20 protein-coding genes are annotated in these 21,847 nt (G+C 65.7%); 15 read left to right on the top strand and 5 right to left on the bottom strand.

Annotated elements, in window-relative coordinates; genetic code table 11:
* The first annotated feature begins 72 nt into the window (after window positions 1-72).
* From RAM80_RS26895 to RAM80_RS26885, 3 genes are all read left to right on the top strand, one after another.
* The gene (locus tag RAM80_RS26895) at window positions 73-537 is read left to right on the top strand and encodes a hypothetical protein (RefSeq protein WP_416423416.1); all 465 of its coding nucleotides are present in this window, start codon (window positions 73-75) and stop codon (window positions 535-537) included.
* A gap of 580 nt (window positions 538-1,117) precedes the next feature.
* Window positions 1,118-2,008 carry a sensor histidine kinase gene (locus RAM80_RS26890; RefSeq protein ID WP_416427571.1) on the top strand — a complete coding sequence of 297 codons (891 nt, stop codon included), beginning with the start codon at window positions 1,118-1,120 and terminating at the stop codon, window positions 2,006-2,008.
* On the top strand, window positions 2,005-2,664 hold the full coding sequence (locus RAM80_RS26885; protein ID WP_416423415.1) for a response regulator: 660 nt from the start codon (window positions 2,005-2,007) through the stop codon (window positions 2,662-2,664). The genes RAM80_RS26890 and RAM80_RS26885 overlap by 4 nt, the downstream gene beginning before the upstream one ends.
* Window positions 2,665-2,749: 85 nt before the next feature.
* Here RAM80_RS26885 and yegS read toward each other — a convergent pair whose 3' ends face one another.
* On the bottom strand, window positions 2,750-3,652 hold the full coding sequence (gene yegS / locus RAM80_RS26880) for a lipid kinase YegS (protein ID WP_416423414.1): 903 nt from the start codon (window positions 3,650-3,652) through the stop codon (window positions 2,750-2,752).
* Window positions 3,628-3,786, bottom strand: coding sequence for a hypothetical protein (locus tag RAM80_RS26875; protein ID WP_416423413.1), 159 nt, complete (start codon window positions 3,784-3,786; stop codon window positions 3,628-3,630). The genes yegS and RAM80_RS26875 overlap by 25 nt, the downstream gene beginning before the upstream one ends.
* A 237-nt stretch (window positions 3,787-4,023) precedes the next feature.
* Here RAM80_RS26875 and RAM80_RS26870 point away from each other — a divergent pair, with 237 nt between their 5' ends.
* The 11 genes from RAM80_RS26870 to RAM80_RS26820 all read left to right on the top strand — a co-directional run bounded on the left by RAM80_RS26870 (window position 4,024) and on the right by RAM80_RS26820 (window position 18,236).
* Window positions 4,024-5,460, top strand: a complete 1,437-nt coding sequence (locus tag RAM80_RS26870; RefSeq protein ID WP_416423412.1) for an undecaprenyl-phosphate glucose phosphotransferase — start codon at window positions 4,024-4,026, stop codon at window positions 5,458-5,460.
* Between the two features lies 1 nt (window position 5,461).
* Complete coding sequence (locus RAM80_RS26865; protein ID WP_416423411.1) at window positions 5,462-6,916, top strand: mannose-1-phosphate guanylyltransferase/mannose-6-phosphate isomerase; 1,455 nt, start codon at window positions 5,462-5,464, stop codon at window positions 6,914-6,916.
* Between the two features lie 75 nt (window positions 6,917-6,991).
* Window positions 6,992-7,768, top strand: a complete 777-nt coding sequence (locus RAM80_RS26860; RefSeq protein WP_416423410.1) for a polysaccharide biosynthesis/export family protein — start codon at window positions 6,992-6,994, stop codon at window positions 7,766-7,768.
* A 24-nt stretch (window positions 7,769-7,792) separates the two neighbouring features.
* Window positions 7,793-9,781, top strand: coding sequence for an exopolysaccharide transport family protein (locus RAM80_RS26855; RefSeq protein ID WP_416423409.1), 1,989 nt, complete (start codon window positions 7,793-7,795; stop codon window positions 9,779-9,781).
* Entirely contained in the window at window positions 9,781-10,959 is a 1,179-nt protein-coding gene (locus tag RAM80_RS26850; protein ID WP_416423408.1) for a glycosyltransferase, read from the top strand. Before RAM80_RS26855 ends, RAM80_RS26850 begins: the two co-directional genes overlap by 1 nt.
* Before the next feature lie 2 nt (window positions 10,960-10,961).
* Entirely contained in the window at window positions 10,962-12,281 is a 1,320-nt protein-coding gene (locus RAM80_RS26845) for a beta-xylosidase (RefSeq protein WP_416423407.1), read from the top strand.
* A gap of 13 nt (window positions 12,282-12,294) precedes the next feature.
* The gene (locus tag RAM80_RS26840; protein WP_416423406.1) at window positions 12,295-13,512 is read left to right on the top strand and encodes a glycosyltransferase family 4 protein; all 1,218 of its coding nucleotides are present in this window, start codon (window positions 12,295-12,297) and stop codon (window positions 13,510-13,512) included.
* Window positions 13,503-14,603: a glycosyltransferase family 4 protein gene (locus tag RAM80_RS26835; protein WP_416423405.1), complete on the top strand. Its 1,101-nt coding sequence runs from the start codon at window positions 13,503-13,505 to the stop codon at window positions 14,601-14,603. Before RAM80_RS26840 ends, RAM80_RS26835 begins: the two co-directional genes overlap by 10 nt.
* Window positions 14,603-16,000 carry an O-antigen ligase family protein gene (locus RAM80_RS26830; RefSeq protein WP_416423404.1) on the top strand — a complete coding sequence of 466 codons (1,398 nt, stop codon included), beginning with the start codon at window positions 14,603-14,605 and terminating at the stop codon, window positions 15,998-16,000. Before RAM80_RS26835 ends, RAM80_RS26830 begins: the two co-directional genes overlap by 1 nt.
* Window positions 15,997-16,818, top strand: coding sequence for an acyltransferase (locus tag RAM80_RS26825; RefSeq protein ID WP_416423403.1), 822 nt, complete (start codon window positions 15,997-15,999; stop codon window positions 16,816-16,818). The genes RAM80_RS26830 and RAM80_RS26825 overlap by 4 nt, the downstream gene beginning before the upstream one ends.
* Before the next feature lie 8 nt (window positions 16,819-16,826).
* Window positions 16,827-18,236, top strand: a complete 1,410-nt coding sequence (locus tag RAM80_RS26820) for a lipid II flippase MurJ (RefSeq protein WP_416423402.1) — start codon at window positions 16,827-16,829, stop codon at window positions 18,234-18,236.
* 52 nt (window positions 18,237-18,288) lie between these two features.
* On the opposite strand, the gene RAM80_RS26815 is transcribed toward RAM80_RS26820, so the two are convergent.
* From RAM80_RS26815 to moaB, 3 genes are all read right to left on the bottom strand, one after another.
* Window positions 18,289-19,215, bottom strand: a complete 927-nt coding sequence (locus RAM80_RS26815) for a glycosyltransferase family 2 protein (RefSeq protein ID WP_416423401.1) — start codon at window positions 19,213-19,215, stop codon at window positions 18,289-18,291.
* 141 nt (window positions 19,216-19,356) lie between these two features.
* On the bottom strand, window positions 19,357-20,544 hold the full coding sequence (gene glp, locus RAM80_RS26810) for a gephyrin-like molybdotransferase Glp (RefSeq protein ID WP_416427570.1): 1,188 nt from the start codon (window positions 20,542-20,544) through the stop codon (window positions 19,357-19,359).
* 22 nt (window positions 20,545-20,566) lie between these two features.
* On the bottom strand, window positions 20,567-21,106 hold the full coding sequence (gene moaB / locus RAM80_RS26805) for a molybdenum cofactor biosynthesis protein B (RefSeq protein WP_027978453.1): 540 nt from the start codon (window positions 21,104-21,106) through the stop codon (window positions 20,567-20,569).
* A 76-nt stretch (window positions 21,107-21,182) separates the two neighbouring features.
* Here moaB and mobA point away from each other — a divergent pair, with 76 nt between their 5' ends.
* A complete protein-coding gene (gene mobA, locus RAM80_RS26800) occupies window positions 21,183-21,767 on the top strand; it encodes a molybdenum cofactor guanylyltransferase MobA (protein WP_416423400.1) in 585 nt (194 codons plus the stop codon).
* Window positions 21,768-21,847: the final 80 nt, after the last annotated feature.

Genomic DNA, 21,847 nt, shown 5'->3' with positions numbered 1-21,847 from the left:
TGAGTGGCCAGATGGAACCAACGCACGGACCGCACGCAATGGACGCGTCCGCACGGAGTTGTGGAGATCAACATGCTCAATGACACCCAATGGTCATGTGCCCTGCCTGACTTCCTCGTCGAGGCCCAGGCCATGCTGAACAAATTGCAGGAATGCATCAGCCACCTCGAACTGATCCGCAATGATCAGGACGCCGCCGACTGCCTGCTGTACACCCTGGAAAGCCTTGGTTTACGGGCCCAGGGCCTGTCACTTGAGCAAGTGGCTGCATTTTGCCAGCAGCTGCGCCAGCTGCTGCACCTGGCAAAACCGCGCAATCGTTTGGAGGGGGCCACACTCAAGGCGCTCAACGAATGCCTCACCCTGCTGGCCTGGCAACTGGAGCTGATCGACCCACGCACCGGCCAGTTGAGCCTGGACAGTGACGAACAGGTGGCGCTGGTGGAGGCCCTGGCGGTCACCATCGACTCGAACCTCGCCCCTGTGCCTCCCACCGCGGGCAAGGCCAGCGGGCAATTGGACCGACGGGTCATGTGACCCCGACTGCATCCACTTTGTTGCCAGTTCCATACACCGCGCCAGGGCGCGGTATAATTGTGCGTTCATGAAATGACCAGCCATTCACCTAGGCCACCCTCAGCTATTCCCCTAGGTACAACTACCCCCGGCTTTCTGTAACTTTGGCATTACACTCAAAGTTACCAGGAGTGCGTTCCTGCCCTATGATTGTGCATTTTTGTCCGTTGACTGAAGTTGTTCAGGGGCCTGAGTTGCAATGTGATGACAACCGTACTCCAGCCGCCCCCAATGATGGCGATGTGATTGCGCTCGCGAGATAACTGTTAACGCCGAAAATAAACCTGACCGTTCAGGCATATATTGCTGAACAGGCGACCAACTGTTGATGAAGTGATACCATGGCAGACCTATTCCCCCCACGGACCGGATGCCCTGACCACCTGACACTTGCAAGGTGTCATCGGGAATCGGGCGATATGTTCTATTCATTTGCATCTTTCGCCCACGGCGCTACATCTAGAGCATGGAGCCTTGGAAACGGCTTTCAACAACGCCTTAACCGGTTCTCAGCAGCGACTTTTTCTTGGCTCCGTTTTCTATGTACGCCAGTTTCAGAAAATACACATCGTGGCCAATGGGCGTGCAACACATGCGCTGGTTGACGGTATTGCTGTGCCTGGGCTCGCTGTTGGGCAACGCCTGGATATTCGCCACCCAAGGCACGGTTCCCGCGGGGCTGCTGGCCATCAACATCGCCGCCATGCTCAGCGTATGGGTGCAGCATCGCAACGCGCAGAAGTCCATCGCCTTCAAGCCCCAGGAACTCGCCGACCACCTGTTGCAGGTGCAGGAAAACGAACGGCACCGCCTGAGCCGGGAACTGCACGATGACATCGGCCAGCTGCTGACTGCGGCCAAGATGCAATCAGACTGGCTGCAAAGACGCCTGCCCAACGACCTGGAAGAAGGCTTCACAACGCTGCGCGAGACCATCGACGAGACCCTGACCAAGGTCCGCGACGTGTCCGCCATCCTCAACCCGCGCCAGCTCACCAGCCTGGGCCTGGAAGCCAGCCTGCGCGGGCACCTGCTGCGCACCCTGGAAAACACCCAGGTGAACTGGACCCTGGAATGCCACCAGGCCATGACCGGCATCCCCGAGGAGATGGCGGTGGCCGCCTTCCGCATTACCCAGGAAGCGGTGACCAACCTGCTGCGCCATGCCCGGGCGACCAACCTGCTGGTGCGCCTGCAACGCACCCCCGAAGGCCTGCACCTGTATGTCAGCGATGACGGCGTGGGCTTCACCCCCGTCAGCGACCCGGCCAGCCATGGCCTGCGGGGCATGTCGGGCATGCAGGAGCGCGCCACGCTGATTGGCGGCTGGCTGAAGGTCAATAGCCAGCCCGGCCAGGGCACCCAACTTGAAGCACTCTTCCCCTGGGCGCCGCGCGCCCTGCAACGAGCCAAACTCGGCAAAGGCCTATGATCTGCAAATTATTGCTGGTGGACGATCATTCCCTGATCAGGGCGGGCGTGCGCGCCCTGGTGTCGGATATTCCCGGTTACGCGGTGGTGGGCGAGGCCAGCGATGGTGCACAACTGGTGGACATGGTGCGCCGGCTGGACCCGGACATCGTCCTGCTCGACCTGTCCATGCGTGACACCGGCGGGCTGGAAGCCCTGGGCCGGCTGCAGGCCACCCGGGCGCGCAGCAAGGTACTGATCCTGTCCATGCATACCGACCCGGAAATGATCATGCAGGCGCTGGAGATGGGCGCCCATGGTTACCTGCTCAAGGACACCACGGCCGTCGAGCTGGGCCAGGCGCTGGACGCCCTGCGCAGCAACGAGCGTTACCTGAGCCCGGCCATCGCCCACACGGTGATCAACCAGGCGCTGATCCGCGCGCAGAGCAGCCGCCCGGAACAGGCCGACAACCACAACCTCACCCCGCGCCAGCTGGAGATCCTGCGGCTGATCGTGCGCGGCAAGTCCACCCGCGAGATCGCCACCGGCCTGGGGCTGAGCGTGAAGACCGTGGAAACCCACCGCTCGCAGATCATGAAGCGCCTGCAGATCTTCGACGTGGCGGGCCTGGTGCTGTTCGCCGTGCGCGAGCGCATCATCAGCCTCGACGATTGATGATTGCGCCGGCATTGCGGAACTCCTGACGCAGCCTGCGGCCGCTGCTACGCAGGGAGTGATGTAGCAGCGGCCGCAGGCCGCGTCACGGGCGCCCGCGCGACAACAGCGGTGAATTCGCCGGCAGATGCACCTTCAGGGCGCCAGGCCGGGCGCTGAAACGCAGGCTGTCGCCCGTCAGCGGCTCGCCGTCGAGGTTGATGTCCAGGCCCTCGGCACTGTGGATCTCCACCCACGGCAGGCGCACCCGAACGAACAGGTTATCCACTCCGAGCCCACCAGCGAGCAAATCCTTCAAGGTGCTGAACACCTCGGTGGGCGCCGGCAGGATGCTGATGTCCAGCAGCCCGTCATCCGCCACCGCCTCGGGGCACAGCACATGGCCACCACCCGCCTGCCGGCCATTGCCGATGCCCAGCGCCAGCAACTGCCCTTCCCACTCGAAGTCTGGCCCGCGCAGGCAGCCGTAGGCCGGGCGCAGCTCGGCGAAGCGCGACAAGCCGGTGAACAGGTAGGCCGCACCACCCAGCACTTTTTTCAGGTCGTCGGAGGTGTTGGCCGTCACCTGGCTGCCGAACCCTCCGGTGGCCATGTTCAGGAACAACTGCCCGCCTACCTCGCCCAGGTCCACCGGCCGGGCCGGTGCATCCAGCAGCGCCAGCGCCCCGGCACAGTCCAGCGGCACGCCGGCGGCACGGGCAAAATCGTTGGCGGTGCCCAGGGGCATCAGCACCAGGCTGGCGTCAGTGCCCGCCAGGGCCATGGCCTCGGCGATATCGCGCAGGGTACCGTCACCGCCCCCGGCGATGATGTGCGGGTAACCGGCCGCCAGCGCTTCCGCCACCAGGCGCTGGGCATCCCCCGCCTCCCAGGTCAGCCTTACCGCCAGCTCGACGCCTGCCGCCCGCTGGGCTTCCACGGCGCGCCGCACGTCCTCGTTGAGGGCCTGCTTGCCGTGCAGAATCAAAAATGCCTTGCGCGCTGCCATGCCGTTTCCCCGTCTAGAACCGCCCCCTGAAGCGTTTCGACCACACCACCGTCAAAAAAAGCCATACAGATCATCGGCGATTGCATATTTTTTTGGCGCTTTGCGCGTTTTTGATTCGCAAGGCGGTGTTTCATGGACTTTACTCAGGTTTCAAAGTGCCATCGGAAAGATTGCCTTCGAGGGCCATTCAATCGTAAATTAATATTTGTAACGGAAAACTGACGCAAAAACCCCCGCCAATAATAAAACGACAAAAAATTGCCACCAGGGACGGAGTCAGCAACAAACGGTAACACCCAACGTACACAATGGAACTGCCGCAATTCTTGTTGTCGGCCTTGGATCACCAATGGTCTGGAGGGAAGGGATTTATGCGCTTGCAACCCGTGGACAGTCTGCTGATGACTCGGCCCAGTATGGTCGAGTATTTCCTGTTCGCTATCCGCCTGGTCCACGGGCTTACCGCCATCGCCCCTGGCTTGCTGATCTTGATGATCGATTCGAACATCAAGCCCGGCGCCGTGAAGGACGACCTGGCCGTGCTGGTGTTCTTCGGTTTTCTCAGCGTGCTGATCTTCCAGGCGCTGGGGGTGTACGCCGAATCGATCTTCAGCAACCGCCTGCGCTTCCAGACCACCTTCTACGCCTGGGCGTCGGCGTTCTGCCTGTTGCTGTTCATGCACCGGGCGCTGTCGCTGTTCGATTTCATCAGCAACCTGCAGCTGGCGATCTGGTTCATCGGCACCTTCATCCTGTTCGGCATCGAACGGATGATCATCCTCACCCTGTTCCAGCAACTGATGGTGCGCGGGGTGTTCCTGCAGAACGCGGTGATCCTGGGCGCCACCGAAAACGGCCAGCGCCTGGCCGAGTACCTGCTGCAGCACCAGGACATCCGCTCCGGCGTGGTGGGTTTCATCGACGACCGCATCGCCCGGCTGCCCAAGACCCTGGTCAACCTGCCCCTGCTGGGCAACAGCCAGGAGCTGGAGCAACTGATCCGCGACGAGAAGGTCACCCAGGTGCTGGTGGCCATCCCCTGGTCGGCGGAAAACCGCATGGACTACATCATTCGCGAATTGCGCCGGCTGCCGGTGAACGTGCTGCTGGTGCCGGACATGGTCGCCTTCCGCCACTCGCACAACCGCATCACCGAAGTCGCCAACCTGCCGATGTTCAACGCCTCCGAAGTGCCGTTGCGTGGCTGGTCGCCGTTCTTCAAGCGCCTGGAAGACATGCTCATCTCCAGCCTGGCGCTGGTGGCGCTGTCGCCGATCATGCTGCTGGTGGCGCTGGCCATCAAGCTCGACTCCCCAGGCCCGGTGCTGTTCAAGCAGAAGCGCTACGGCTACAACAACCGCCTGATCGAGGTGTACAAGTTCCGCTCCATGCACCAGCACCAGGCCGATGCCAACGCCGAGAAGCAGACCGTGCGCGGTGACTCGCGCATTACCCGGGTAGGCCGCTTCATCCGCAAGACCAGCCTGGATGAGCTGCCCCAGTTGTTCAACGTGTTCGGCGGCAGCATGTCGATGGTCGGCCCGCGCCCCCACGCCACGGCCACCAAGGCCGCCGGCATCCTCTTCGAAGAGGCGGTGAAGGAATACACCTCCCGCCATCGGGTCAAGCCGGGCATCACCGGCCTTGCGCAGATCAACGGCTACCGCGGCGAGACCGACACCCTGGAAAAGATCGAGAAACGCGTGGAGTTCGACCTCGAGTACATCGAGAACTGGTCCGTGTGGTTCGACCTCTACATCCTCTTCCGCACTGTTCCGGCAGTGCTCCTGACGCGCGAGGTTTATTGAAATGGGCACGCTCATTCCCTGCATTATCGCCGGCGGTGCTGGCACCCGCCTGTGGCCGGTATCCCGCGAAGCGATGCCCAAGCCTTTCATGCGCCTGCCGGATGGCGAGAGCCTGCTGCAGAAAACCTTCCTGCGCGCCGCCGGCCTGCCCGGCGTCGACCGCCTGCTGACGGTGACCAACCGCGAGGTGTTCTTCCGCACCGTGGACGACTACCGCCTGCTGAACAAGGGTCGCGCGGGGCTGGATTTCATTCTTGAACCGTTCGGTCGCAATACCGCCCCGGCCATTGCCGCGGCGGCCCTGCACACCGCGCGCCTGTACGGCGAGGACGCGCAGCTGCTGGTGCTGCCCGCAGACCAATTGATCACCGACGTGGCGGCATTCACCCAGGCCGTGGAGGCCGCGCGCAGCCTGGCCGACCAAGGTTGGCTGGTGACCTTCGGCATCATCCCCACCCGCGCCGAAACCGGCTTCGGCTACATCGAGAAGGGCCAGGCCTTGACCGAAGGTGGTTTCCAGGTGGCGCGCTTCGTCGAGAAACCCAACGCCGCCACCGCCCAGGAATACCTCAAGGGCGGCCTGCACCTGTGGAACGCCGGCATGTTCTGCATGCGCGTCGACGCCATTCTGCGCGAGTTCCAGGCCCACGCCCCGGACGTGCTGGAGGCGGTCAACACCTGCCTGGCCGCCAGCCACCGCAAGGACGGCAACCGCGAACTGCAGGTGGAACTGGACAGCGGCGCCTTCGCCAACGCCCCGGACATTTCCGTGGACTACGCCATCATGGAGCGCTCGCAGAAGGTCGCGGTCATCCCCTGCAACCTGGGCTGGAGCGACATCGGCTCGTGGGAAGCGGTGCGCGAATTGAGCCCGGCAGACACCAACGGCAACCAGTGCAACGGCGAGACCGTGCTGCACGACGTGCACAACTGCTACATCGACTCGCCCAAGCGCCTGGTGGGCGGCGTGGGCTTGGACAACCTGATCGTCATCGACACCCCCGACGCCTTGCTGATCGCCGACGCCGCGCGCAGCCAGGAGGTCAAGTTCATCGCCCAGGAACTCAAGCGCCAGGGCCACGACGCCTACCGCCTGCACCGCACCGTCACCCGCCCGTGGGGCACCTACACGGTGCTGGAGGAAGGCAAGCGCTTCAAGATCAAGCGCATCGTGGTCCGCCCCAACGCCTCGCTGTCACTGCAGATGCACCACCACCGCAGCGAGCACTGGATCGTGGTCAGCGGCATGGCCCGCGTGACCAATGGCGAGCGCGAGTTCCTGCTCGACACCAACGAATCGACGTTTATCAAGCCTGGCCACACCCACCGCCTGGTCAACCCCGGGGTCATCGACCTGGTGATGATTGAAGTACAAAGCGGCGAGTACCTGGGCGAGGACGACATCGTGCGCTTCACCGACATCTACGGCCGCGTGCCGGAAGCACCCAAAGCCTGACCCTTGACCTCTAACGCTGCACCGACCCGGATTCGCCAGGGAGCTGTATTTCATGCACCACAGGAAGACTGACCAATGAAAAAAGTGTTGCTCATATTAAGTATTGTCATGCTCGCCGCATGCAGCAATCAGGCTAAGGTTTCATTGCCCAGTAACGACGTGCTGAAAGCAGCTCACCAGGCCGGCGACGCACTGGCCGGCAAACCCCTGCCACCCCAGCGCATCCGCCCGGGCGACACCTTGAGGATTGTGCGCAACACTGGCGAGGCGCCGTCGATTTCGGCGTTCACCGCCAACACCATCTATGAACTGACGCTGTTCACCGTGCAGAACGACGGCACCTTCGCCTACCCCTACGTGGGCCAGGTCAAGGCGGTCGGCCTGTCCACCGAAGAGCTGACCAAGGTGCTGGAGGTCAAGCTGGAGAACATCTACCGCGAGACCTCGCTGACCATCAACATCAACGCTGCGCCGGGCAACACGGTGTTCGTCGGTGGCGCGGTGCGCAACCCGGCCAACCTGTCGGTGAACGTCGCCACCACCCTCGACCAGGCCATCGTCGGCGCCGGTGGCGTGCTGTCGGTGGCCGACAGCGGCAACGTCGCGCTGATGCGCCAGGAGCCCGACGGCAAGTACAAGACGTACTTCTTCGACTACGCCAGTTCCCTGTATGCCAACAACGACCGCCCGCCCGTATGGCTGCAGCGCGGCGACGTGGTGTTCGTGCCCAAGTCCCACGTGGGCAACGGCATCGAGTGGGTGGACCTGTATTTGAACCAGCTCATCCCGTTCACCAAGTCCATCGGCCTTGGCGTGACGTATGACCTGCGCAACTACAACTCCTCCAACTGAAGCTAATCGCCAAGGACAACAGACATGATCAATATCCGTTCCTTCCGCGATTTGCTGCGGCTGTTCTTTATCTTCAAGCGGGAAGTGAAAATCACCGTGGCGGTGACCTTCGTGGTCATTCTGCTGGGTGCCTTCCTGCTTCCCAACCGCTATGAATCCACCGCGCTGCTGCTGGTCAAGCCCGGCCGCGACAGCACCCTGCCCATCGAGATGAGCGACCGCCAGACCGCCGTGATCCCGCTGCAGCGCGACCCGGTGGCCGACGAGGAGCGCATGCTCACCGGCCGCCCGATCACCCGCCTGGTGGCCGAGCAGTACCTGGATGACCAGGCGCGCCAGCCGCACCAGGAAGGCGTGGTAGCCAGCATCAAGTATGCCGTGAAAGGCGCGGTGCAGAGCCTGGCCGACATCGGCCGCGGCTTCCTCCAGGCCCTGGGCCTGGTAGAGAAGCAGACCCCCGTGGAGCGCCTGGCGACCCAGCTGGAGAAGAACTTTACCGTGACCCACGCCACCGGTTCCTCGGTGATGGAGGTCAGCTTCACCTGGAGCGACCCGCAAGTGGCGCAGACCGTGGTGAAGAACTGGCTCGACAAGTATCAGGAAGAGCGTACCCGCACCCTGGGCCGCAAAAGCCTCTATTCCTTCTATGAAGGCGAGAGCAAGGCCACCCAGCAGCGCATTCTGGACACCAAGAAACGCATCCAGACCCTGCTCGACAAACTCGGCGCGGTGAGCATCACCGAGCGCCTGAACGATGTGTCGCGCAACCTCAACGACCTCAAGGGCGAACGCCTGAACACCCTGCGCTCCATTGCCTCCACCCAGGCCGGGCTGGACGTGCTGAAGCAACAGATGAACGGCATTCCCAAGGAAATCAGCATTGCCCGCGAGATCGCCCGCAACCCCGACCGCGAGGACCTGAGCCAGCGCATCAACACCAAGCAGATCGAGAAACAGGAACTGCTGCGCACCTTCAAGGATGACGCCCCGCCGGTCCGTGCGATCAACACCGCCATCGCCAACCTGCAAGCGCTGATGAACGGCGAGAACGCCACCGTGCAGCGCTCGCAGAACATGGCACCCAACCCCATCTACACCCGCCTGCAGAACAGCTACGCCGACCAGGCCGCCAGCCTCAGCCGCCTGAAATCCCAGGCCGCCCAGCAGGAGACCCAGCTGGCCAAGCTGGAAGCCGACCGCACCCAGGCCGTGGGCCTGGAGCCGGAACTGTCGCAGTTGCAACTTGAACTGGACGCCGCCGAGAAGAGCTTCGCGCTGTACAGCGACAGCCTGGAAAAAGCCCGCATCGACCGTGAACTGGACGCCAGCCAGATCAGCAACATCGCGGTGATCGAGCAGGCCACCCTCAACCCTAGCCGCGTGTTCCCGAAAAGCCTGCTGATGCTGCTGTTCGCCATCCCGATCAGCCTGGCTGTGGGCCTGCTGGCGCTGTACTTCTTCTACCTGCTGGACCAGCGCATCCACGACGGCGACAAGATCGAGGAACGCTTCGGCATCAAGGTGTGGACCAGCCTGCAGGACATCAGCGGCCAGGACGCCCAGCGCATCAGCGCCTTCACCGCCAGCATGTACCGCCTGTACGGCGTGCTGCCGCTCAAGCAAGTGGCACTCAGCGGCCTGAGCATCGGCCTGACCTCGGCGCGCAAGGGCGAAGGCGTGAGCTTCGTCATCGAGCACCTGCGCAAGCTGCTGGAAGACCGCGGCCACAAGGTCCGTGTCAACGGTGAGGCCAGCGCGCAACCGGGCGAAATCGTGCTGCTGGACGCCGCCGGGTTCTTCTCCAACCAGGAGGCCTTCGTGACCTTGCGTGAAGCCGACCTGATCGCGCTGATCGTGGAAGCCGAGAAGACCACCGTGCCGGTGCTGGAGAACGCCGTGTCGATCCTCAATACCGCGTTCAAGCACGTGGACGGCATCATCATCAACCGCCGCCGCTTCGAGATCCCGGCCAAGGTGCTGAACTTCATGACCCGCATCCGGAGCCATGCCTGATGCATATTGCCCTGCTGGCCCCCCTGCCACCGGAACAGAACGGCATCGCCGACTACGCCGGGCACCTCAAGCACGCCCTGGAGCAACGGGGCGTGACCGTCAGCACACCGCTGGCGGGCCTGGGCAACGACGTGCAGCGCACCCAGGAGGCGCTGCAGGCGTTTGACTGGAAGGGCATCGACCTGGTGCACGCCGAGATCGGTGGTGGCCGCCTGGCCGAGTTCAACGGCCTGCGGACCCTGCGCCAGCGCTTCCCGCGCCTGCCGCTGACCGCCACCGTGCACGACCCCGAGCGCCTGGTATGGCGCCGCGAACAGCTGCCCTGGCCGCTGTCGATGGTGGCGGGCATGCCCAACCCGTTGCCGCAGGTGGCCACGGTGCTGGCCGACCCCTTGTGCCTGCGCGAGGAACGCCTGCTGGCGCGCAGCCTCACGCGCCTGGTGACCCTGACCCAGTCGGGTAGCCAGTGCCTGAAACAACGCATGGGCCTTGCGACCGAACAGATGGTGGTGATCCCCCACGGCAACCTGGTCATTCCACCGGCGCCGCTGCCACCGCTGGAGCCCCTGCGCCTGCTGTACTTCGGTTTCATTTACCGTGGCAAGGGCATCGAGGACCTGCTCGACGCCCTGGCCCTGACGTTCAGCCAGCAACCGGCGCTGCGCGAGCGCATCCGCCTGACCCTGGCCGGTGGCAGCGAACCGGAAATGGCCTTCGGGCCGTCGGGCAGCTACCTGGACCAGCTGCGCCAGCGCATCAGCCAGCTGCAACTCAACGACAACATCGAGTGGGGCCTGGACCTGCCCGCCGCGGACATCCCGGCGGTCATCCAGGCCCATCACGTGATGGTGCTGCCCTACCGCGAGTCCAGCAAGCTCAAGCTGCTGGGCAACCTGCGCGGCACCAGTGGCGCGCTGTCCTGGGCGGTCGCGTGCGGGCGCGGGGCCATTACCTCCGACGCCCGCTCGTTCGCCGAGGAAGTGGCCCACGACAACGGCGTCATCTTCCCCCAGGGCAATGTACCGGCCCTGGCCGCAGAATTGAGTCACCTGTGCGCTGCTCCCGAGCTGGCCATTCGCTGGGCCGAGCACGCCAGTCTGATCGGCAGCCAACGTACCTGGCCACTCACGGCCGGGCGTTTTGTGCAAATGTTCGAGGACGCCTGTGGAGGCCGCTGATCATGTGGAAGAAGCCAATCGTATGGATACCCGTCCTGCTGTGCGCCGCCGTGGCGTTCAGCACCCTGCCCTGGAGCGACAAGGCCGAGGCTGACATCAGCCTCAAGGGTCCGCGAGCGGTCACATGGAGTGACTTCCTGGGCGTCAACGCCCAGTTCGAATATTTTGACCCCTCGGTCTACCAGAAGCAGATGGCCGCGCTCGACGCCCTGGGCCTGACCTGGGTGCGCCTGACCATCCATTGGCCGATCATCGAGCCCACCCAGGGCAACTTCGACCTCACCGCCCTGGACGGTGCCATGACTGCCATGGCCCAGCACAAGTACAACATCCTCGCCTACATGGTGGGCTCGGCAACGTTCGACAGCAGCGCCCCCAGCGGCGCCGCCAGCACCGACCAGTACCCGCCCACCGACTACAGCATCTTCGCCGACCGCATGACCATGCTCGCCAAGCGCTACCCGCAGGTGAACACCTGGCAGGTGTGGAACGAGCCCAATATCGTCTGGCTGCCCAAGGAAGACCCCACCGCCTACGGCAACCTGCTGTTCAGCACGGCCACCGCCATTCGCAAGGCCATCCCCGACAAGCCCGTGGCCACCGCCGGCATGGCCTACTACAGCCAGATGCGCAGCACCGACGGCCTGATGCTGGCCGACCTGCTGACCCAGGGCCTGCCCACCAGCAATATCGTCGCCGCCTACCACCCCTACTCCGAATACCCCGAGGGCGACGACACCACCGCCAAGGACTTCATCCAGCGCGGCAACTACATCAACAGCGCCCTGCACGCCAAGGGCGTGACCCAGGTGTGGGCCACCGAGTGGGGCTGGTCCAGCTACGCAGGCCCGGTGGAAATGCAGGCGGTGATCGGCGTCGACGGCCAGGCCGACTACACCCTGCGCCGCCTGGCGTTGATGAGCGCCATGGACTACCAGCGCATCTTCCTGTTCAATCTCAATGACCTGGACGCGCGCGCCTCGGCCCGCGACCAGTACTACGGCCTGGTTGACCTGAACGGCAACCCCAAGCCGGTCTACACCGCCCTGAAGAATTTCCTCGGGGTGACCGGCGCGCGCCTGGAACCGGCGGACCCACCCGCCTACACCAACGGCCCGGGCGACCTGTTCAACGTGGCCTGGACCCGCGCCGACGGCACTCATCTATGGCTGTTCTGGAGCGCCTCGGGCACCTCGGTCAGCCTGCCTTCGGTGACCTCGGCGACGCTGTTCGACCCGCTGCAGGGCACCAGCACCACCCTGGCCAACGCCCAGGGCATCAGTGTTCCGCTCAAGACCAGCCTGCAAATGCTGGTCTGGTAACAAGGACGATTGAATGCGCATTTTATGGACACTGCCGTATTTGCCCTGGCCTACCACCAGCGGCGGCAAGACCCGTCAGTACCACCTGTTGCGCAGCCTGGCGGCGCGCGGGCACCGAATCACGCTGCTGGTGCAATCCAAGACCGAGGTCGACCAGGCCACGCGCAACGCCCTGGAGCCGTTCCTGGAGCAGTTGATCGTGTTGCCGCGTCGGCCCCTGCGCAGCCTCAAGACCCTGCTGGCGGTGCTGGCGGCGCCTTACCCGATGCTGGCCAGCATCAACGGCCTGGCACCGGAGCTGGAACGCTATTTCGACCAGTTGCTGGCCACCCCGTGGGACGTGGTGCAGATCGAGCACAGCTACAGCTTCCAGCCCTACGAACGAGCGCTGCAACGCCACGGCCAGCCGTTCCTGCTCACCGAGCACAACATCGAGTCGGCCCTGGGCGCGGCCAGCTATGACCGCCTGCCCGGCTGGATGAAGCCGTTCACTGCCTACGACCAGTGGCGCTACCGGCGCTGGGAGCAACGCGTGTTCAGCCAGGCCGCACAGCTGGTGGCGGTGACCGAGGCGGATGCCCGGCAGATGCAGGTGCTGTTCCAGCGCCAGGCGTCGGTGGTGGTCAACGGCGTGGACTGCCCGCATTACGCCACGGTGCGCCCGGCCTTCGACAGCCAGCGCCTGCTGTTCATCGGCAACTACGAGTACAGCCCCAACCTGGATGCGGTGGAATGGGCGCTGGATGAAATCATGCCCAAGGTGTGGGCGCTGAACCCCGAGGTGCGCCTGGCGGTGTGCGGCTTCGCCCTGCCCGCCCAGTGGCGCCAGCGCTGGCCCGACCCGCGGGTGGAGTTCCAGGGTTTCGTGCCCGACCTGCGCGCGCTGCAGGAGCAGACCGCGGTGTTCTTCGCGCCCCTGCGCCAGGGCGGCGGCTCCAAGCTCAAGGTGCTGGAGGCCATGGCCGCCGGCCTGCCGGTAGTGACTACGGGCCAGGGCGTGTCGGGCCTGGCGGTCAGCAATGGCCAGGACTACCTGGGCAGCGAAACCGCCGAAGGCCTGGCCCAGCTGCTGGCCGACGCCGTGCGCGACCCGGCCCGCCTGCAACAACTCTCCGAAGCCGCGCGCCGCTACGTGCGCGGCCATCACGACTGGGCCGTCGCCGCGGCCCAGCTTGAAGACGTCTATTCACGGCTTTTGCAACCTATGGAAGACACCAGCGTATGCGCATAGGACTGGATTATCGCCCGGCCACCAGTTACCCCAACAGCGGCATCGGCCGCCAGACCCTGGCCCTGGAGCAGGCGCTGCGGGCCAACCCGGACGTGCAGTTGCAGTTGTTCAGCGTAGCCCCCGAGGACCACCTCATCCGTCGCAAGGCCCACTGCCCGCGCTGGGGCGCCCCGCTGGCCGGGGTGCACCGGTTGCCGCTGCGGCTCAAGTTCGAGGCCGGCTTCCTGCCCGGTTCCCTGCGCGAAGCCGGGGTGGACACCTACATCGCCAACTTCAACATGGGCCTGCCACTGGCGCGCAAGCCCGAGGGCATGAAGTACATCCTGCAGTTGCACGACCTGTTCCAGCTGACCCTGACCAACGCCCACGGCTCGCAGCTCAAGGCGCGGGTCTATGGCTACACCGACAAGCTGTCGATCGGCTGGTCGGTGAAGGTCGCCGACCGCATCTGGGTGCCGTCGCAGTACACCGCAGACGAGGTGGCAAAGCTGTTCCCCCAGGCCCGCGACAAGACCCGCGTGCTGCCCAACCTGGTGCTGCCCTACACCGACGCCCTGGCCGACATCAGCGACCTGCAGCTGCCGCCGCGCTATTGGCTGGTGGTGGGCACGCGCGAGCCGCGCAAGAACATTCCCTGGTTCGTGGCCGCCTGGCAGCAGGCGCGCCAGCAGAACCCCGAGGTGCCCGAGCTGGTGCTGGTAGGCGCCCGCGAGCACCTGCAGGTGGCCCAGCAACATTTGCACGGCATGCACTTTGTCAGCGGCATCAGCGACGCCCAGCTGCACGCCCTGTACGCTGGCGCGTCGCGGCTGTGGCAACCGTCCTACGCCGAAGGCTTCGGCCTGCCGGTGATCGAGGCGCTGGCCCAGGGCACCCCGGTGGCCGTGGCCAACGGCTCGGCGCTGGACGAGATCACCCCGCCCGACAGCCCGCGCTTCTCGCCCACCGACACCGGCGCGCTGGTGGAACTGATGAAGGAACTGGCCCTAGACCATCCGGTCGACAGCGCCCCGCTCAAGGCCTGGGCCGACGGCTACGGCGAGCAGGCCTACCGCCAACGCTTCGATGAATTGCTCGGGGAGCTGCGCTGATGCCACTGGCCTTTCCGCTCGCGCTGATCACCAGCATTACCTTCGGCGTGCTGGCCTGGCTGTTGCCCGCGCCCAAGGTGCTGGCGGTGATGATAGGCATCGCCGCCATCGTCACCGTTATTCGCAAGCCCCTGTGGGGCCTGCTGTTGTTTGCCGTGATCGCCACCTTCCTGCCCTATACCACGGTCAACGTCGGCATTCGCACCACGGTGTCGGAAGCGCTGATCATGCTGGTGTGGGCCAGCGTCATGGCCCAGCACCTGTTCGGCCAGATGCACCGGGCGCCGAAGCTGCTGCACACCGAGCGCATGGTGGTGGCGTTCATGCTGTTCACTGCCCTGCCGTTCGTGGTCGGCCAGATTGTCATCGATGCCGCCGGCAATGGCCCGGTGAACTGGGTGCGCTGGCTGTTCAACCTGTCGACGCTGTTCCTGGTGCCGCGGCTGCTGGACACCCAGGAAAAGCGTGAGCAACTGGTCATCGGCCTGCTGCTGGGCACCCTGTTCCTGTTGCTGCTGGCGATCCCGGTGTACCTCAAGGACAGCACCCCGGCCACCCTCACCGACATTCTCGGCAAGCTGGGCTATGGCTCCATCGACCAGCTGAGCGAAGGCCTGGCCGGCCTCAGCAGCCGCATGGCCTCGGGCTGGACGCACCCCAACATCACCGGTGGCGCCATGGCCCTGCTGGTGCCGCTGGCCGCCTGCTTCGGCCTGACCCGCAAGGGCTGGCCGCGCGCCCTGGGCATTGCGGTGACCCTGCTGGGCATGTTCGGCCTGCTGCTGACCGGTTCGCGGGGTGCCCTGGTGAGCCTGGTGCTGGTGCTGATGTGGCTGGCGCGCAAGCGCCTGCCCTACACCGGCCGCGCCTTGATGGTGGGCCTGGTGGGTGCGGCACTGCTGCTGATGTTCTACCCGCCGTTGCAGGACCGCGTGCTGGACCTGTTCTCCAGCAATGACGCCAGTACCTCGGTGCGCTTCGACGAATACTCGAACTTCCCCCGCGCCATGGCCATGTACCCGCTGGGCATCGGCTTCAAGGTCGACCCGCCGGTGCCAGGCACCACGCTGTGGGGTATCTCCAACCTGTACCTCAACTACATCTACAAGGTGGGGGTCATCGGCCTGGTGATGTTCCTGCTGGTGGTGCGCAGTTGGTGGCGCGCCAGCGGCCCCACCACCAAGACCCTGGTGCTGACCCATGACAACGCCATCTGGCTGGGCACCCTGGTGGGCCTGCTGGCGGCGCTGGTCAGCGGCCTGTTCGACCACTATTTCAGTTTCACCATGGTGCTGGTCGCACTGTTCTGGCTGTTGTTGGGTCTCAACCTGCACGAGGCCCAGCGGCTGCGCGCCGCACCTGCCACTACTTCAGTCCCTGTTGGAAGCCGCCTATGAGACATCGTCTACTTCACTCCCATAATCTGCGGCAGGCACTGCCCGAATACGCCATCAAGATGGGTGTGAGCCTGGAAGAACTGGAAAGCGCCTACGAATGGATGCTGGCCAACGAAGTGATCTTCGAACAACCACTCAAGGGCAACATTCTCACCTTCATCAGCTACGTGAACATCGAACCGCGCATCGAACACCCCCTGGCGCGACGCTTCTACGCCCTGCTGGGCCGCGAGCTGAAAGGCGCGCTAATCCCCTTGTACGGCAAGAACTGGGCGACCCTGCGCGACCGCTGGCTGCGGGCCTGGGAACAGGCCTACAACATCCTCATCTGCAAGATTCCCAGCCACACCTTGCGCCTGGCCTGGCTGCGCCTGGGCGGGGCGAAGATCGGCAAGGGCTCCTCGGTGTGGCGCAACACCGAGGTGCTGGGTGTCGACAGCCTGCGCATCGGCGATGACACCACCGTGGGCTGGCACTGCCAGCTCGACGCCCGCGGCGGGCTGATCATCGGCGACCACGTGACCATCGCCTCCCACGTGCTGATCATCGCCGGTGGCCATGACACCCAGGCGCCCGAGTTCTGGGCCGTGGGCGGGCCGGTGTACATCGAGGACTACGCCTGGATCGCCACCCGCGCGCTGCTGTCGTTTGGCGCGCACGTCGGCGAGGGCGCGATCGTCGGTGGCAACACCGTGGTCAGCAAGCCGGTGCCGCCCTATGCCATCGTCGGCGGGCCCAACGCCGAGGTGAAGGGCGAGCGCTGCCGCAACCTCAACTACAAGGTGGGCGGCAAAGGCCTGTTCACCCTGTTCCACTGAGGCCTGCCATGTTCGGATCGACGCTGTGGCTGACCCTGGCGACGCTGACCGGCCTGGCCGCGGGCTTTGCCCGCGAATGGCTGCTGGTGGCGTCCTGGGGCGCGGGCGGGCAGAGTGACGCCTTCCTGGTTTCGCTGTTCCTGCCCGAGGCCCTGCGCATGGCGCTGGCGGCCGGGCTGCTGAGCGCCGCTGCGCTGCCGCTGTTCCAGCAGCGCGACAGCGACGGCCAGCGCGCCTGGCTGGGCGCGCTGGTGCCACGCATTCTATTGCTGGGCCTGTTGCTGGCGCTGCTGCTGAGCCTGGCCGCGCCGCTGCTGGTACGCGCCATCGGCCCGGGCCTGGACAGCGACGGCTACGCCCGCGCCGCGGGTTCCCTGCACTGGCTGGCCTGGTGCGCGCCGGGCTTCCTGCTGCATGCGCTGTTCTGCGTGCCGCTGCAGGCGCGCTCGCGGTTCGTGCTGGCCGGCCTGGGGTCGCTGCTGTTCAACCTGCCGCCGGTGCTGTACCTGGCCATCCTGCGCCACGACGCCACCACCACCGGCATGGCCTGCGCCTGCGTGCTGGGGAGCTGGCTGATGCCGGCGGTGCTCACGCCGTCGCTGCTGCGCAACGGCTGGCGGCCGTGGCAGCGTGAACAGGCGCCAGGGGCGGTGAAGGAGCTGCTGCAACGCATCGGCCCGCTGCTGAGCAGCAACCTCGCCAGCCAGGGCCTGGCACTGCTGGAGCGCATGGTGGCGTCGCTGCTGGGCGAAGGTTCGGTGACCTGGATCAACCTGGCCCGCAAGCTGATCAACCTGCCGCTGATTGCCCTGATGAGCCTCAACCAGGTGCTGCTGGGCCTGATGAGCGGCAGCGCCGGCGAGCAACGCCTGACCCTGCTGCGCAAGGGCCTGAGCAGCGCCACCCTGCTGACCGTGCCGGCGGTGACCGGCCTGATCGGCGCCTCGGCGGCGCTGGTGGCACTGCTGCTGCCCAACCAGTCGGCTGGCAGCCCGCTGCCCGAACTGCTGGCCTGGTTCTGCGCACCGCTGATGTTCGGCGCCTGGAACGCCCTGCTGGCGCGCTACGCCTACGCGGCGGGCGACACGCGCATGCCGCTCAATTGCGAACTGCTCGGCAGCCTGCTCAACGCCGTGCTGCTGGGCGTGCTGCCGTGGGCCTTCGGCCTGATCGGCATTGCCATGGCGGCGCTGTGCGGCGTGCTGCTGACCGGGATGCTGCTGATGCGCCGCCAGGCCCTGCTGGGGCAATTGCCGTGGCGCAGCCATTGGCTGCTGGGCGCGGTGGCGATGCTGCTGGCGGCGCTACTGGTGCACCCGTTGCCGGGCATGTGGGTGCAACTGGGCGTGAGCTGCGTGTGCGGGCTGGTGCTGCTGGTGGGGCTGGGGATGTGGCTGCGGCCCTGGGCGCGCGCCTGAAGCACCCACGGCGCGCCCCGTGGCACCGGCCGCAGGCCGGGTCGCGCCGTGCTCAGGCGTAAGGGCTGTCCCAGTAACGCTTGTGCATCCCCAGGCGTTTCTTCCACTTCACCGGCAAGCGTGCTTCCTGCTGGCTGAACTTGTACGCCAGCAGCTTCAAGCCGTTGCGCAGGAACGAGGCTGGCCACAGCCAGCACCGGCGCACCCCCAGGTACTTGAGCTCTGACTTCACGTAGCGCAAGCCCTCGCCACCTGCCCCGCCGAACTGCTCGCGAATCCAGGGTTCGCGGGCCTGGAACACGCCGATGTCGAAGTAGCGGCGGAACTCCTCGGCCAGGGTGTAGTTGTGCGAATGCCGGCAGCAGGCATCCCCGGCATAGGCAATCTTCCAACCGGCCACCAGCATGCGCGCGGCCACGTACATGTCTTCCGAGAGGATCACGTGCAGCGGGAAGCCGCCCACCTGCATCAGCGCCTTGCGGCGGTAGGCGGCGAACGAGTTGGACATGAAACAGGTCTTGATGCCCAGGCGGTCGACGTCGGCCATGCTCTTGAGCTGCGAGCTGGCCGGGTAGTTGAACGCCCGCGCGTGGGCCGACAACAGGTTGGCGTCCTTGTGCGCCAGCTGCCGCCCGCACACCGCGCCCACGCTGTCATCGGCGAAGGGCGCGACGATGCGCGCCAGCGCCTGGGGGTCTTCGAGGTAGGCATCCTGGGTCATGAACACGTACACGTCATAGCCGGGAAACTCCTCGACCATGCGCTGGCGCGTGCCACCGTGGTTGAACTCGCGGCTAGGGATCAACAGGAAATGGTCGGCGCATTCGCGCCCAAGTTCGGTGGTGCCGTCGCTGGAGGAGGAATCGACGATCAGGGTATCGAAATCAATCGTCTGGCTACCCAGCGAATCCAACAGACGTTGCAGATCCCTTTGACCATTGTAGGTTGGGACCACGCACGCTACTTTCAAAGTCGTCATGGCCATATCCCCACGTGATTGCCAAGTCCATTTGTTGCGGCCATTGGCGGTGCAGGCCAAGCCTGCCGACAACGGCACCCGATGTGCGGTACAGCGTGTTGAAGATTAGCGCACACGGGGCCGAGGCCGGTAACAATTAATTCAGGCCAGCACTTCGCTCAGGGGAATGAAGCGCACGCGGTCGCCTTCGGCCAGGGTGCGGCCTTCCAGCACCTCCACCAGGCCCTCGGCCCAGGCGGCGCTGCGCAGCACCCCGGAGCTCTGGTTGGGGTAGATGACCGCGCGACCGTTCTCCAGGCGCCCGCGCAGGTACTCGCGGCGGTTACCCGGCTTGCCCCAGGTAAAGCCCACCGGCACCTCGAACGCCAGCGGCGCGACGTCGGCCACGCCCATGCGCCGCAACAGGTACGGCCGCGCCAGCAGCGCAAAGGTCACCAGGGTGGAGGCCGGGTTGCCTGGCAGGCCGATCACCGGCACGCCACGGAAATGCCCGAAGGTCAGCGGCTTGCCCGGCTTGATCGCCAGCTTCCACAGCGCCAGCTCGCCTTCCTCGCGCAAGGCCACGCCGAGGAAATCCGCCTCGCCCACCGACACACCGCCGGTGGACAGGATCAGCTCGGCCTGGCCCAGCTCGGCCAGGCGCGCGCGGGTGCGGGCGAGGTCGTCGGGCAGGATGCCGGCGTCGATCACCTCGCAGCCCAGGCGCTGCAGCCAGCTCACCAGCAGGCGGCGGTTGCTGTTGTAGATCTGCCCCGGTGCCAGCGGCTGGCCGGGATCCACCAGCTCATCGCCGGTGGACAGCACCGCCACGCGCACGCGCCGTACCACGTCCAGCTCGGCGTGGCCCAGGGACGCCGCCAGGCCCAGTTCGATCGGGCCCAGGCGCGTGCCGGCCGGCAGCACCTGCTCGCCGACGCGGGTTTCCTGGCCTTGGGGGCGGATGTTCTGGTTCTGGCTGAGCGCTTCGGTGAAGCGCACGCGGCCGTCGTCCAGCACCTCGGCGTTTTCCTGCATTTCCACGCAGTCGGCACCCGCCGGCACGGGCGCGCCGGTGAAGATGCGCGCGCAGGTGCCCGCCGCCAGCGGCGTGGGCATCTGCCCGGCCTGGATGCGCTGGCTCACCGGCAGCGGCTCGCCGCTCCAGTCGGCCAGGCGCAGGGCGTAGCCGTCCATGGCGCTGTTGGACCAGGGCGGCAGGTCCAGGGTCGACACCAGGTCGGTGGCCAGCACCCGGCCATCGGCGTCGGCCAGGGCCACGCGCTCGGTCTCACGCAAGGGCGCCTGGTCAGCCATGGCCAGCAGGCGCTCCAGCGCCTGCTCCAGCGGCATCAGCGGCTTGGCCGCGCCCAACTCAGCCACGGGACTGGCAGGGCTCGGCCTGCTTGAGGTGAGGGACGAAGTTGCACGGGCGGTGGCGCACGTCCAGCTGCTCGGCGAGGATACCGTCCCAACCGGTGCGCACGGCGTTGGTGGAGCCCGGCAGGCAGCACACCAGGGTGCCGTTGGCCAGGCCCGCCAGGGCGCGCGATTGCACGGTGGAGGTGCCGATGTCCGGCACGCTGATCTGGCGGAACAGCTCGCCAAAACCGTCCACCTGCTTGTCCAGCAGGCAGGCCACGGCCTCGGGGGTGCTGTCGCGGCCGGTGAAGCCGGTGCCGCCGGTGATCAGCACCACCTGCACCACGTCCTCGGCGATCCAGTGGGCGACTTTCGCGCGAATCTTGTACAGGTCGTCCTTGAGCAGCACGCGCTCGGCCAGCAGGTGGCCGGCGGCGGTCAGGCGGTCGACGAACATTTGCCCGGAGGTGTCGGTTTCCAGGGTACGGGTGTCACTGACAGTCAGCACCGCAATATTGAGCGGCACAAAAGGTACATCAGCCTTGGCTTTCATCAGGGCTCGTCCGGTTGTGTGTAGGAATAGGCAGTGTTATATCACAGCAGCCCTCATCTGAAGACCGAGACCTGCGATGCCCGACACTGCCCTGCCCGCCTGTTCCGTCCTGTTGCTGGCCGGTGGCCGTGGCCAGCGCATGGGCGGTCGCGACAAGGGCTTGCTGCCCTGGCGCGGCCAGCCGCTGATTGCCCACCTGCACGCCCGGGTGCGCGGCCTGGGCGACGACCTGATCATCTCCTGCAACCGCAACCAGGCCATTTACGCCGCCTACGCCGACCGCCTGGTAGGCGACGACAGCGCCGATTTTCCCGGCCCCCTGGCAGGCATTCGCGCAGGGCTGGCCGCCGCCCGCCACAGCCACCTGCTGGTGCTGCCCTGCGACGTGCCGGGCATTGACGGCGACTTGTTGCAGGCCATGCTGCGCTTGGCCTTCGCGCAGCCGCAACAACCGCTGATGGTGCGCCAGGGCGAGCATTGGGAGCCGCTGCTGTGCGTGATCCCGGTGGCCCATGCGGCGGTGTTCGAGCAGGCCTGGCAGGCCGGCGAGCGCAGCCCGCGCCAGGTCATGCTGGCCCTTGGCGCCCAGGCGCTGCAGTGCCCGGCCGATGACCCGCGGCTGGCCAACCTCAACACCCCGCAGCTGCTGGGGGATGCCTGACAGTGTCAAAAAAATGGAACTCACCCAGGGTACAACCGTCTCAAACCTTGTACATGGAACAATCGTCCCCCTTTGGAGAA

Origin of the sequence: Pseudomonas sp. App30, from assembly GCF_047947025.1 — a bacterium.
In the GTDB taxonomy this organism is placed as follows: Bacteria; Pseudomonadota; Gammaproteobacteria; order Pseudomonadales; family Pseudomonadaceae; genus Aquipseudomonas.
The sequence above is the reverse complement of the archived record's forward strand: the minus strand, read 5'-3'. Positions and strand labels throughout refer to the sequence as shown.